Genomic DNA, 13,445 nt, shown 5'->3' on the forward strand with positions numbered 1-13,445 from the left:
TCGATATGTTGTATAGCTTGCGCGCTGCGAACGAAGCCCTTGACGATAGTCAAAACTCGGACTAATCTGAAATCTCAATTAGTCAAAATTCGGACTATCGAATGGTGGGAGAGATGGATTGCGCGGTTACGTCGGTCGATTTTGACCGGATGCTCAACGGGCTTGACCGTATTTATTCAGAGTTCGCGCGTGCCTGCGGCCTTTCGGATTGCGCCTATTGGATGCTCGTCGATATCAGCACGGCGGACGAAGGCGTTGCTGTGAGCCGGCTTACAAGCGAATGGTTCTATAGCAAGCAGACCATTAACTCGGCAATTAAAACCCTGACGGCGCGAGGGCTTGCAACGCTGGAATTTGCCGAAGGCAGTCGTAAGAATAAGGTCGTTTGTTTGACCGATGAGGGCCGGCGGTTCGCCGAGCACTATGCGTTGCCGGCGGTTAAAGCCGAGCAGCGTGCCTTTGGTGCGCTCGAGCCTTGGGAACAGCGTGAGATTATGCGTCTGGTCGGCAAGTTCTCCCATGTGCTCAACGAGGAGTGCGAAGCGTTTAAACAGCAGATGGCTGCCGAGAGCCAAGCGGAAAAACAAGAAGAGGGGGAGACGTGCAACTCTTAATGAGGTTTATGAGGCCGTATCGCGGGCTGATTGCGGTGACACTGTTTGTGCTTCTGATAGATAACGTCGGCACGCTGCTGGTGCCTACGATGCTGGCGAACATGGTCAATACCGGTATCACGACGGGTGATGTCGACTACATCCTGCGCAACGGCCTGTACATGCTCATCGCGACCGGCATGGCCAGCGGTGGCGCGGTGCTGGGCTGTTATCTTTCGGCTCGCCTGGCGGCCAACGTGGCCTGTGACATCCGCAACGCCGTCTACGACAAGTCACTCGAGCTGTCCGCCAGCGACTTTGAGCGCTTTGGCACCGGCTCGATGATCACGCGCTCGCTCAACGACATCAACGTGATCCAGCAGGCGATTCTGCAGACGATTCAGCTGGTGCTGCCGGTGCCGTTTTTGGCCGTGGCGGGCATCATCTTCGCTTGGCATATCGATCCCGCCATGGGTACGCTGCTGGGTGCGGTTGTGGCGATTGTGCTGGTGGCGGCGGTCTTTACGGTCACCAATGCAGCGCCGATATTTATGCGCCTGCAGAGTTTTATCGACCGTATGAACGTGGTGCTGCGCGAGAACATCGTGGGTGTGCGCGTCATCCGCGCGTTTAACAAGGAGCGCCATGAGGAGCAGCGCCTAGACGAGGTGTTTAGTGATTACGCGGCCAACGCCATCAAGGTCAACCACCTGTTTGTGGGTCTCGATAGCTCCTGCTTCTTTCTGATGAATATCGCCGAGGTGGCGGTGCTGTGGGTGGGAGGCAATCGTGTAGGCGTTCACGCTATGCAAATCGGCAGCATCTCGGCCGTGTTGGAATACGCGCTGCTGATCCTGTTCTTTGTGATGATGGCGCAGATGGTGATCCTGACGTTGCCGCGCGCCGCGGCGTGCCTCAACCGTGCACAACAGGTGCTCCAGATTGAGCCGAGCATCGCCGATGGCGAGCGAACGCTCGACGCGGGCGCGTCCGACTCAGAGGACGGAGCTGAGGCGGTCGCCGTGTTCGACCATATGTCGTTCCGTTTTGACGATGCCGACGAGGACACCCTGTGCGACCTGAGCTTTGCCTGTCGCCGTGGCCAGACCACGGCGATTGTGGGCTCGACGGGATCGGGCAAATCGACGGTGGCCAAGCTCCTGCTGCGCTTCCACGATGCCTCGAAGGGCGCCATACGCCTCAACGGTGTTGACCTGCGCGACCTTTCGCAAGACGAGATTCGCGGGCATATTGCTTACGTGCCGCAGAAGGCGTGGCTGTTCTCGGGCACGGTGGCGAGCAACCTGCGCTATGGCAACGAGGATGCGACCGAGGCCGACATGCTTCACGCGCTGCAGGTTGCCCAGAGCACCTTTGTGCTCGATCAGCCGCAGGGACTCGATAGCCCGGTGGCGCAGGGCGGTACGAACTTCTCGGGCGGTCAGCGTCAGCGCCTGGCCATCGCTCGTGCGCTCATGAAGCATGCTGATCTGTATATCTTCGACGATAGCTTTTCGGCCCTGGACTTTAAGACCGATGCCGCCCTGCGCCATGCGCTGCAGGACGAGACGCGCGATGCCGCGGTGCTCATCATCGCGCAGCGTATCTCGACCATTCTACATGCCGACCAGATCGTGGTGCTCAAGGATGGCGAGGTCGTGGGCTTGGGCACGCACGACGAGTTGATGGAGACCTGCGAGGTGTACCGCGCCATCGCGGAATCGCAGATGAAAGGAGGTGAGTAGCATGACCGAGGAGCTCAAGAATCAGGGCGTCGTTGATGACGTCGTGGCAGCAGGGACGGCTGAGGAGGCGGCGGTCGCGCCCGGTCTGGACGACGCCGCCAAGGCTGCAGCCAAACGCGAGGCTCGCCGCCAAGCGCTCTACGAGGAAAACGAACGCGCCGAGGACGAGCGCGCCCGCGCTGAGGCGGAGCGCATGCGCGATGTGGACGATGAGGACGAGGACGAGAAACCCCGCGATACCTGGGCAACGGTGCGCCGTCTGTGGAGCGAGGCCGTCGGCGATCACTGGCGCTTCTACCTCGTGTTCGCGAGCATCGTGTTCTACGTCATCTTTAACACCGCGGCGCCGGCGTACAGCGCTCGCGTCATCGATGAACTGTGGGGACACGTGAAGCTGGCGTTTGCCAACGACACCACCTTCAGCATCACCTGGGAGAACTGCGGCAGGACCATCTTCATCTACTTTATGATCTGGACGGCCGCCGCCTCGTTCTACGCGCTCCAGAGCTTTTTGATGGCGAGCGTGGCCGAACGCCTCAACCTGCGTCTGCGTAACCGCATCGCGCAAAAGCTCAACCGTCTGCCGCTCGCCTATTTTGACGCGCATCGTCCCGGCGAGGTCGTCAGCCGCGCGACCAACGACTTAGACAAGATGTCCGAAAGCATGCAGCGCGGACTGCTGCAGCTGCTGGTGTCGATTGGCACCGTGGTGGGCGCCGTGGGCGTGATGTTCGTGTTTAGCGTGCCGCTCACGCTGGTCTTTTTGTTTTTTATGGCGTTGTCGCTGATGGTGACCAAAGTGGTCTCGCGTCGCACACATGACGTGACCGGTGAGCGCCAGGAGTGGGTGTCCAAGATTACGAGCGCGGTCGAGGAAGGCTATTCGGGCCGTCTGGTGATTCGCGCGTTTAACCGCGAGCGTCAGAGTTCTGCCGAAGTGCACGAGGCCTCGAAGGAGCTAGCGCGCGTGAGTACCAAGGCCGACTTTATGATCAATGCCGTCGGCCCTGCGGTGCGCTTTATCGGCCGTTTGGCGCAAATCGTGATCGCGCTGGTGGGCTGCAGCATGCTGGTCGCCGGTCACATGACCGTCGGCGTGTTCCAGGCGTTCTTCCAGTTTATCTATGAGGCGTCCGAACCCATGACGCAGCTGTCGTTTACCTTTAACTCGCTGCAGAGCGCGCTGGCGAGTGCGGAGCGCGTGTTCGACCTGCTCGATGAGCCCGAGATGGAAGCCGATCCGCTGCCGGGGGAGGCCGCCAGGCTGCCGGGCCTCATTGAGGGCCGCGTCTCCTTTGAGCACGTGCGTTTTGGTTATTCGCCCGACAAGCCGCTTATGCGCGACGTGTCGTTTACCGCCGAGCCGGGCCAGAAGATTGCCGTGGTGGGAACCACGGGCGCAGGCAAGACGACGCTCATCAACCTGCTCATGCGTTTTTACGAGATCGATGGCGGCCGCATTACGCTCGACGGCGTGGACACGAGCTGTATGGACCGCGGAGAGCTGCGCCAGCAATTTGGCATGGTGCTGCAGGACGCCTGGCTATTCGATGGCACGATTGCACAGAACATCGCCTACGGCTGTCCCGAGGCGACGCGCGACGAGATCGTGGCGGCTGCGCGCGCCGCGCAGGTCGACTTCTTTGTGCGCACCATGCCGCAGGGTTATGACACGCGGGTGGCCAACGATGCCGAGAGCATTAGCCAAGGGCAGCGTCAACTGTTGACCATCGCACGCGTGCTGCTCAACAACCCGGCGATTCTCATCCTGGACGAGGCGACGTCGAGCGTGGACACGCGTACCGAGCTCGCTATCGGTCGCGCCATGGACGCGCTTATGCGCGGGCGCACCAGCTTTGTGATCGCGCATCGCCTGTCGACGATCGTGGACGCCGACCTGATCTTGGTCATGGATCACGGCAACATTATCGAGCAGGGCACGCACAAGGAGCTGTTGGCTGCCGAGGGCGCCTACGCCGACCTCTATCTGAGCCAGTTCGCATAATGCGACATGGGGACGGCCCCCTTGTCGCATCGGAAATAAGGCGCGCCGGGGATAGATTCCCTGGCGCGCCTTTGCGCTGGCATGAATGTTGTCATTGGCCGTCCGCGTCTAGCGTTCGTCCACAAGTTTGGCAACGAGGGCCTTGAGCTCGGCCACCTCTTGCTCGAGCTCTGCGACGCGGCGGGCGTTCTCGGTGATGCCCTGACGGTTGAGGGCGGACTGCTCGGCCGCGTCGTCGGGCATGTATTCACGGTGCTGCTTGGCGTCAAACGTCTCCTCAAACACGCGGCAGCCGTTGCGCTTGATGATGCGCCCCGGCACGCCCACGACGGTGCAGTTGTCGGGTACGTCCTTGACGACAACCGAGTTGCCGCCGATTTTGACGTTGTTGCCGATGCGGATGTTGCCGAGCACCTTAGCGCCCGTGCCCACGGTGACGTTGTCGCCCAGGGTGGGGTGGCGCTTGCCGGTCTCGTTACCGGTACCGCCGAGCGTTACGCCCTGGTAGAGCACGCAGTTGTCGCCAACGATGGTGGTCTCGCCGATGACGACGCCCATGGCGTGGTCGATAAAGAAATGCTTGCCGATCTGTGCAGCGGGATGAATCTCGACCCCGGTGATGTGGCGGGTGATTTGCGAGAGCACACGGGCGAGCGAGCGATGACCGTGCTCCCACAGCCAGTGCTCGGGCACGTGGTTCCACTTGGCGTGCAGGCCAGGATAGGAAAGGAAGATGACCAGACCGTTTTGCGCGGCGGGGTCCTGCGCCTGGACGGTCTTGATGTCCTCGCGAATGGTATTGATAAAGCTCACCGGCCGCCCTCCCTTAGCGCCATGGCAATGCGATTCAATAAAGTATAGCGATTCGCTAGGGATTAGGAAGAATAATCTTGGCGGCTTTGCATGACAGGTGTCAGTTATGCAAACTTGCTGGTAATGGAGTCATGCTTTTGTGGGGTTGCGCACGAGGGGGCACCGCAACCGTATACTGGTCAACTTGGACGTATCCGCGCCCACAACTGAGAGGTTTTACTTCATGGGTTTCATCAATTTTATCGCCGAGCTGCTCAAAGACCCGCGCACCGCGATTGCCAGCTGGATCGCCGCCGGCCCGCTTATGGCCTACGGCTGCGTGTTCCTCATTATCTTCATTGAGACAGGCGTGGTGTTCTTCCCGTTCCTTCCCGGCGATTCACTGCTGTTTGCTTCGGGCTTCTTTGCCCATAACGGTGGCTTTAACATCGTGGCCCTGCTGGCCGTAGCATGGGCTGCTGCCATCCTGGGCGACCAGTGCAACTTTATGATCGGTCACTTCTTTGGCAAAAAGATCATCGCTTCGGGCAAGGTCAAGGCCATGACGCCCGAGCGTATCAAAAAGTCCGAGGACTTCTTGGACAAGTGGGGTCACCTGGCCATCTTCCTCGGCCGCTTCTTCCCGTTTATCCGCACCTTTGTGCCCTTCATTGCCGGCATGGGCGGTATGCACTGGCGCAACTTTGTCATCTACAACGTGCTGGGCGGCATTACCTGGTCGACAGTCTTTACACTGCTGGGCTACTTCTTTGGCGGCATCCCCTTTGTGCAGGAGCACTTTGAGTTGCTGATCATTGGCATCGTAGCCGTGTCGATCATCCCGACTGTAGTCGGCCTGGTTAAGGCTAAGCTGGGCAAACAGAACGCGTAGTTCGAGCTGGCGCACAAATCGCGTCGCTGAGGCCCGTCACCGTTTACGGTGGCGGGCCTCTTTAGTTTCGGTCAAATGAAAATACTTTAGTTAGTTAAAGAAAAACGTTTTATCCGACGCGCGTGCGGAGTACAATCTCGTCCATGCGAATCGACGTGCCATCGGCTTCGATGTTGCCCGCGTGTCCCGTCCGGCTCTACGCTCCGGGCGTGCGACGTTGCGACACGGTCGGCCTCGGTCCTTGCGTGCGGGTTCGCGAGTATGCAACTGTGTATGTAAGGAGCGACATATGACTGTCGAGAAGAAGGATATCGATTGGGGTAGCCTCGGCTTTGGCTACATGAAGACCGATTACAGCTACGAGGCTCATTGGAAGGATGGCGAGTGGGACGAGGGCGGCCTGACCACCGACCACACCATGCATGTCTCCGAGTGCGGCGGCATCTTCCATTACTGCCAGGAGGTCTTTGAGGGCCTGAAGGCCTACACCGCCGAGGATGGCAGCATCGTCTGCTTCCGTCCCGACATGAACGCTGAGCGCATGTATAACTCTGCCCAGCGCCTCGAGATGCCCCCGTTCCCCAAGGACAAGTTTGTTGAGGCCGTCAAGCAGGTCGTTTCTGCCAACGCCGCCTGGGTTCCGCCTTTCGGCTCCGGTGCGACCCTGTACGTGCGTCCGTTTATGATTGGCTCTGGTGACGTGATTGGCGTGGCTCCTGCTCCTGAGTACACGTTCCGCATTCTCGTGACTCCGGTCGGTCCGTACTTTAAGGGCGGCCTTAAGCCCGTTAAGCTGCGCGTTTCCGAGTATGACCGTGCAGCCCCGCATGGCACCGGCAACATCAAGGCCGGCCTGAACTACGCCATGTCCCTTAAGCCCACGATGGAGGCCCATCGCGAGGGCTATGCCGAGAACCTGTATCTTGACTCCGAGTCTCGCACCTATGTCGAGGAGACCGGTGGCGCCAACGTCCTGTTCGTGAAAGAGGACGGCACCCTCGTCGTTCCGCAGTCGCACACCGACTCGATTCTGCCCTCCATCACCCGTCGCTCGCTCGTTCAGGTCGCTCAGGACCTGGGCATGACCGTTGATCAGCGTCCCGTCGAGTGGGCCGAGGTCAAGGCCGGCACCTTTGTCGAGTGCGGTCTGTGCGGCACCGCTGCTGTTATCTCCCCGGTCGGCGAGATTGACAACAAGGTTTATGGTGCCGACGAGACCGTGACCTTCCCGGCTGGCTGCACCGAGATCGGCCCTGTTATGAAGAAACTTCGCGAGACCCTGACTGGTATTCAGTCTGGTGCTGTCGAGGATAAGCACAACTGGGTTTACACCGTCGCGTAAGCTGTCTTGTATGTTCGGCCCGAGGGCGACCTTCCTTTCCGGCGTGTCCTCGGACATGAAAGAACCCCCGCTGCGCACTACGTGCGGCGGGGGTTCTTTCGTCCTGCGGAGTGCGCCTGGGTGTGGGCTCCATAAGGAGCTTGGCCCTAGTGACCCCGCGCAGTTCTGTAGGAAAACCGCGCACCAGGAAGAGGTGCGTGCGCGGTTTTCCGGTTGCCGCTCGCCTGGGGTGGGACGGGGCGTACATTTTTGGGAGTTTTCAGCAGCCGGGTGCGCATGCATACGGGATTTTGGGCGAAAGTCAGGCGCCGTGAGCCGCATCCTGTAGAAAATGAGTGATCCCTGAGGTGCTGAGGGCTCAGAATCAGGGTTTTCAACGCGGTTTTGTGGGCCCATTCCTGTTCCTTTGGGCTCCAGAATGCTGAAAACTCCAAAATTTGCACGCCGCCCTCTGGGGTACCTGTGGGCAAAAAGCAACCGTCCCGCCGAAGTATGCATTCGACGGGACGGTTTATGCGGTTTATGCATATACCCGATTAAGGATACGCTGCGGATCTGTTAGAACTTGACGGTCGGTGCCTGGCGGGCAGCTTCAACTGCCTCGAAGCCCTGGCGCTCCTTAAACTGGAAGATGCCGGCAAAGATAACGGCCGGGAACGTCTGGATGGCGTTGTTGTAGCTGAGTACGCAGTCGTTGTAGCTCTGGCGCGCGTAGCTCACCTTGTTCTCGGTGTCCTCGAGCGTAGCCTGGAGCTGCATAAAGTTGGTGTTCGCCTTAAGGTCGGGGTAGGCCTCGGCCACGGCAAAGAGCTGGCGCAGTGCACCGGTCAGCACGTTGTCGGCTTCCATTTTGGCCTCGGGGGTGGTGGCGCTTACGGCGGTGTTGCGCGCGTTGATCACGGCGGCGAGCGTGTCCTGCTCGTGCTTGGCGTAGCCCTTGACGGTCTCGACCAGGTTGGGGATCAGGTCGTTGCGGCGCTGCAGCTGCGTGTCGATGTTCTGCCAGGCGTTATCGATACGATTGCGCTTGGTAACCATGTTGTTGTAGATGCCAGCGATGGCGCAGACGATCACAACGACAACAACGATACCGATGATGACGGGAAGCATGATGTCTCCGTTTCGAATGGCAGCGGCGTTTTGCGCCGGCCGTTGTTGGTATAACGTATCTAGTATACCCGCAACCTTTGGCGGTGCCGAACTTTCCGGTAAGCGTTTTGTTTCAACCAGGGAGGGGGCGCCAATATCGAACGGGTGGTACAGGTGTAAGATATGCGACAAATTACGGAATGCTGTCTACGCCTTGAGGATGGTGATACGGATGGACCTTCGCATCAAGAAAACCTATCGTGCCCTGTTCGACGCCTTTACCGAGCTTTTGGAAGAGCATCGGTTTGAGGATTTGACGGTTGCCATGCTTTGCGACCGGGCCCTGATTCGCCGCACGACGTTCTATAAGCATTTTCGCGATAAAAACGATTATTTTGCCTTCTATATCGATGAGCTTATGACGGGCTTGCCCCAAAACCAGACCGACGCAGCGGACGCGGAGCCGCTTGTGGATGTACGGGCGCTTCGCCATGAGGTCTTTGACGATGCCATGAATATGGTACTGGCGCATGAGCAGCTCATGGATAACCTTTTGGCGAGCAGCATGTCGGGCATGCTGACCGGCATGATTTGCGACCGCATCGCGCATTCCATCCGTGAGCGCGTGATGAGCTCGCTTGCCGAAGACGCCCTGGCGCCCGTTTCGCTCGAGACGACATCGGAATTTATCGCCGGTGGCATTATTCGAGTGTTCACAAATTGGTGGGAATCGGGCCACGATCTTGAGCGTCGACCCGAGATGGCCGACGTGGTCGATGCGCTGTTTGAGCGCACCATGACGCCGGTGAATCACTAAGGTGGCGGAGAGAGGGGGATTCGAACCCCCGGAACGCTCTCGCGCTCAACGGTTTTCAAGACCGCCGCATTCAACCGCTCTGCCATCTCTCCGTGAGTCGTAATGATAGCATCGTTTTGAATTTGCAACAGGGAAGGCGAACGATGACGATCACCGAAATCGACGAGAAGTTCATGCGCGAGGCGCTGGCGGAGGCGCGCGCCGCTGCGACAGTGGGCGAGGTGCCGATTGGTGCTGTGGTGGTGCGTGCGGGCGAGATTGTCGCGAGGGCGCATAATCGCCGTGAGCTCGACCAGGACCCTTCGGCACATGCCGAGTTTTTGGCCCTGTGCGCCGCCGCTCAGACGCTTGGGCGTTGGCGCCTTTCCGATTGTACAGTCTACGTGACGCTCGAACCCTGCTGCATGTGTGCGGGGCTTATGGTTAACGCGCGCGTGGGGCGTTGCGTGTATGGCGCGGCCGATGCCAAGGCGGGCGCGGTGGGCTCGCTGTATGACCTCAATGCCGATTCGCGCCTGAACCATCGGTTTAATGTGACCGCCGGCGTGCTGGCAGACGAGTGTCGTGAGGTGTTGAGCGGCTATTTTGCCGGTTTGCGCGGTGTGGATGGCGCCGCGTGCGGCTGCGGTCTAAGCCTTGATGCGCATGCCGTCCATGCCGAGGCACTTGCGGGTGTTGGGAATCTCGCCGACGAGACGCTCAACTTTGGTCCTGTGCAGCGCCGGCCCCGCCGTGTGCTGTTGGCGATCGATTCCTTTAAGGGAAGCGTTTCGAGCGCGCAGGCGGAGGCGGCCGTTGCCGAAGGCGTGTGCCAGGTGTGGCCCGATGCCGAGCTGAGCGCTTTGCCGCTGGCAGATGGTGGCGAGGGAACGCTCGATGCCGTCGCCGCGCGCGGCGGCGAGCTTTTGACCTGCGAGGTTACAGGCCCCTTGGACGACCGCGTGTCTGCCCGGATGCTGGTAGACGGCGAGCACGAGTCGGCTGTAATTGAGATGGCTGAGGCGGCGGGCATTGGGTATTCGCCTTGCACGGAGTCGGCGGCGTTGGCGGCCACAGCCTATGGTGTGGGTGAGCTCATGCTTCGCGCGGTTCGTGCGGGTGCAAAGACGATCTATATTGGCTTGGGCGGCAGCGCCACCAACGACGGTGGTGCCGGCATGCTGCAGGCGTTGGGCGCGCGTGTGGTCGATGATCAGGGCTGCAATATCGCCCCCGGTCTTGCGGGCCTTGAACACGTGGCGAGTATCGATTTGGCGCCAGCGCTTCGGGCGCTGAACGGCGCTCGTATCGTGGTGCTTTCCGATGTCGAGAACCCACTCGTGGGGCGCCGCGGTGCGCTGGCAGTGTTCGGTGGACAGAAGGGTCTGCCGAGGGGGGATGCCGAGGCTCTGGGCAAGTACGACAGTTGGATGGTCGGCTATGGTCGCCTGCTCGATGCGGCGATTGTCGAGGCGCGTGAGCAGGGGCTATTGCGTGTGCCCGAGGGTGCACGGACATTTGGCTCGGTGCTCGGCGTGCCCGGCGCTGGTGCCGCCGGCGGTCTGGGTGCCGCACTGTTGGCGCTCGGCGCCGAGTTGCGCTCGGGTGTGGAAACCGTGCTCGACCTCGTGGGGTTTGACGAGCGCGTGCGCGATGTCGACCTGGTCATTACAGGCGAGGGCAACATGGATGAGCAGTCTGCCGCCGGTAAGGCGCCGGTGGGTGTGGCCCGTCGTGCGAAGCGATATGGCAAGCCGGTGGTCGCCGTCGTGGGCGGTCGTGCCGACAACCTGGATGCGGTGTATGGGCAGGGTGTCGATCTGGTTCTGCCGGTCTGCCGCAAGCCCATGAGCCTTGAGGAAGCGCTTAGCATGCAGGAGGCTGTAGCCAATTTGGCGTGCGCAGGCGAGGGGGCTGCCCGAGCATACGATCTTGGTCGCATATAGATATAAATATCCAATCTGATTTGCCTGTCCAGCTCGTTATTTGTAAATATATGTTAATTACGTTGGCATTTTACGGTCTATACTATTGCTGTATCACTGGTGTCGTATGCACCTGTCTGCAAACGGAAATTATATGAAAGGGGCTAGGATGCACAGATTGGGAAATACGCTTAAGCGCGCGGTTACGGTTGGCGCGGTGTTGGCGCTGACGTTAGGCATGGCCACTCCGGCGACTATGTCATTCGCAGACGATGCCGTGGGGGGGGGCTCCGGGCAATCGTCCACGTTAGAGCAGAATCAGAAGACGGCGACCGAGCTTGACGAGAACCTGGAGACCAAGGTCACCCTCTCGTTCCCGGGCAAGCGCGAGGCCGAGCCGTCCGACGTTGTGTTTGTGCTCGACAAGTCCGGCGCCTCAGCGCAGATGGACATCTACAACCAGGCGAAGGACTTCCTGGGCCAGATCAGCCAGAAGGCCAAGGCAGACGGCCTGGATATCAAGGTCGGCGTAGTCCTCTTCAACAAGGTCGGTAACATCCAGCAGCCGCTGACGGACGTCGTCACGGGGTATGATGACATCCTGGACGCAATGAACTCGAGCCTGCATTCGGGCACCAACATGCACGCCGGCCTTCTTGCCGCAAAGAGCATCCTCGACGCGGATACCGCCGTTAAGGCCGAGAACAAGCACGTGATCCTTATTAGTGACGGTGCAACCTACCTTTACTGCAAGAACGGCGATTACACCAAACCGTATACGAGGTCGTTTGGCGATCCAACCAAGCAGACGAATCCAGAGACCCACGCTGCATACCCCTATGGATCGAACAAAATGGGCGGTATCTGGGAGTGGCAGTCTCGCGAGTACAATCTCAAGAACGACTGGAAGAAGTTCTCCGACGGCTCTAACTTCATTTTCTCGCAGGCCATGAAGAGCCCCGAGAAGCTCGGCGAGTATCTTAAGTACTATCGCGACCAGTATGAGAACTCTGACAAGAACTGGGCCCAGTACGACTACGAGTACACCGACGCCGCCGCCAATAACGGCACCACGAACCCCGTCCCCGTCGACGTGAACGCGCCGTGCAACATCGACGTCGCGTTCTGGAGCACGGACGACACGTTCCAGTCGATGGCCAAGGCCGGCTACGACATGAACGTCTACTACAAGAACATCTCCGACTTTAAAGATGGCCAGGTATTCCTGCAGTACCTCACCAGGAATTCCAACAACGGCCAGCTCGACACCGACTTCAATAAGCTCAAGGCCAAGCTCGTGGACAAGATCGCTGCCGACTCGACTGTCGAGGACCTTATTGGCAACAACTTTGACTTTGTGAACGATGCCAGTAAGATCAGCCTGAATGTTGCGGGCGAGGACCTTGCGCCCGAGAAGATCGACGAGACCACCTATGGCTTTGGCAAGCGTGCGGACGGCACCTATCGCTTCACCCTCAAGTACACGGCAGGGGAGAACGAGAAGCTCGTCTTCACTCTCAACGAGGCCGCGGTGCCCGCTAAACCGGTTGTCCTTACGTACAGCGAGGTATTGGTGAATAAGCCCACCGAGGCCGGCACCCATACTCTTAAGGTCAACGAGAGCGCGACTCTGCATCCCGTTGACGGCAACGGCATGCCTGGCGATGCGTATGAGTTCCCGGTTCCGACGGTTACCTACACGGTTGCTGCTCCCGAGCCTAAGCCCGAGCCCGAGGTTAAACCCACGAAGCCGAGCGATAAGAAGCCCGTCAAGACGACGAAGGGCGAGAAGGGCGCTATGCCGATGACGGGTGATACCTTCTCAATTCTGCCCGTCATTGGGCTGGTCGTAGCCGGTGCAGCCGTTTGCGTTGCCGGCATTATCCTCAAGCGCCGTAATTAGTAACGGCGTTGACGTCGAACGACGTTTCGCTTCCCAGCGCTTACGCAACGCTTGAGTGCTCTCTGCGAAGCAACTGATGGGGCGCGGTCGCATACTTGCGACCGCGCCTTTTTGCCGCCGTGCACTCATGTGGTTTTCCCTTTAACCGCGGGGCATCTTGCTCTGCTAGACGGGAGCAGGTAATATATATCGAGCGCCTAGCGCGTTCGATGGGTTCGGATGACGATATGTTCCGAATCTGGTCAGGTCCGGAAGGAAGCAGCCATAAGGAGCCTCTGTCGGGCATCCGAATCCATCGAGCGCACGGGCTTTCTTTTTGCGCGGCTTTACCAAACCGCGCAATGCTCGACGCTGCGCGTCACC

General features: G+C 59.6%; 10 protein-coding genes, 1 tRNA gene and 1 other RNA gene. 9 read left to right on the top strand and 3 right to left on the bottom strand.

Annotated elements, in window-relative coordinates; all coding sequences use genetic code 11:
* Positions 1–113: 113 nt before the first annotated feature.
* From ACTQX9_RS06360 to ACTQX9_RS06370, 3 genes are read left to right on the top strand one after another with little or no spacing between them, the layout of a single operon-like run.
* Positions 114–614, top strand: a complete 501-nt coding sequence (locus ACTQX9_RS06360) for a MarR family winged helix-turn-helix transcriptional regulator (RefSeq protein ID WP_441540789.1) — start codon at positions 114–116, stop codon at positions 612–614.
* Positions 614–2,338 (top strand): ABC transporter ATP-binding protein, encoded by a 1,725-nt coding sequence (locus tag ACTQX9_RS06365; RefSeq protein WP_441540819.1) that lies wholly within the window; start codon positions 614–616, stop codon positions 2,336–2,338. Before ACTQX9_RS06360 ends, ACTQX9_RS06365 begins: the two co-directional genes overlap by 1 nt.
* A gap of 1 nt (position 2,339) precedes the next feature.
* A complete protein-coding gene (locus tag ACTQX9_RS06370) occupies positions 2,340–4,343 on the top strand; it encodes an ABC transporter ATP-binding protein (RefSeq protein WP_441540790.1) in 2,004 nt (667 codons plus the stop codon).
* Positions 4,344–4,451: 108 nt separating this feature from the next.
* On the opposite strand, the gene cysE is transcribed toward ACTQX9_RS06370, so the two are convergent.
* The gene (cysE, locus tag ACTQX9_RS06375) at positions 4,452–5,156 is read right to left on the bottom strand and encodes a serine O-acetyltransferase (protein ID WP_441540791.1); all 705 of its coding nucleotides are present in this window, start codon (positions 5,154–5,156) and stop codon (positions 4,452–4,454) included.
* A 223-nt stretch (positions 5,157–5,379) separates the two neighbouring features.
* Here cysE and ACTQX9_RS06380 point away from each other — a divergent pair, with 223 nt between their 5' ends.
* Both ACTQX9_RS06380 and ACTQX9_RS06385 read left to right on the top strand, forming a co-directional pair.
* Positions 5,380–6,027 (top strand): DedA family protein, encoded by a 648-nt coding sequence (locus ACTQX9_RS06380; RefSeq protein WP_441540792.1) that lies wholly within the window; start codon positions 5,380–5,382, stop codon positions 6,025–6,027.
* A 289-nt stretch (positions 6,028–6,316) separates the two neighbouring features.
* Positions 6,317–7,369 carry a branched-chain amino acid aminotransferase gene (locus ACTQX9_RS06385; RefSeq protein ID WP_427728837.1) on the top strand — a complete coding sequence of 351 codons (1,053 nt, stop codon included), beginning with the start codon at positions 6,317–6,319 and terminating at the stop codon, positions 7,367–7,369.
* A 558-nt stretch (positions 7,370–7,927) separates the two neighbouring features.
* On the opposite strand, the gene ACTQX9_RS06390 is transcribed toward ACTQX9_RS06385, so the two are convergent.
* Positions 7,928–8,479, bottom strand: coding sequence for a LemA family protein (locus ACTQX9_RS06390; RefSeq protein ID WP_441041402.1), 552 nt, complete (start codon positions 8,477–8,479; stop codon positions 7,928–7,930).
* 211 nt (positions 8,480–8,690) lie between these two features.
* Here ACTQX9_RS06390 and ACTQX9_RS06395 point away from each other — a divergent pair, with 211 nt between their 5' ends.
* On the top strand, positions 8,691–9,275 hold the full coding sequence (locus ACTQX9_RS06395) for a TetR/AcrR family transcriptional regulator (protein WP_427727644.1): 585 nt from the start codon (positions 8,691–8,693) through the stop codon (positions 9,273–9,275).
* A 2-nt stretch (positions 9,276–9,277) separates the two neighbouring features.
* Here the strand turns inward: ACTQX9_RS06395 and ACTQX9_RS06400 are convergent.
* Positions 9,278–9,367, bottom strand: a tRNA-Ser gene (locus ACTQX9_RS06400).
* A gap of 51 nt (positions 9,368–9,418) precedes the next feature.
* On the opposite strand from ACTQX9_RS06400, the gene tadA reads away from it, so the two are divergent.
* From tadA to ffs, 3 genes are all read left to right on the top strand, one after another.
* A complete protein-coding gene (gene tadA / locus ACTQX9_RS06405; RefSeq protein ID WP_441540793.1) occupies positions 9,419–11,200 on the top strand; it encodes a tRNA adenosine(34) deaminase TadA in 1,782 nt (593 codons plus the stop codon).
* A 148-nt stretch (positions 11,201–11,348) separates the two neighbouring features.
* On the top strand, positions 11,349–13,082 hold the full coding sequence (locus tag ACTQX9_RS06410; RefSeq protein WP_441540794.1) for a vWA domain-containing protein: 1,734 nt from the start codon (positions 11,349–11,351) through the stop codon (positions 13,080–13,082).
* Between the two features lie 206 nt (positions 13,083–13,288).
* Positions 13,289–13,384: signal recognition particle sRNA small type (ffs, locus tag ACTQX9_RS06415), an RNA gene on the top strand.
* Positions 13,385–13,445: the final 61 nt, after the last annotated feature.

It is taken from the genome of Collinsella sp. LCP19S3_F2 (genome assembly GCF_052121015.1).
GTDB lineage: Bacteria > Actinomycetota > Coriobacteriia > Coriobacteriales > Coriobacteriaceae > Collinsella.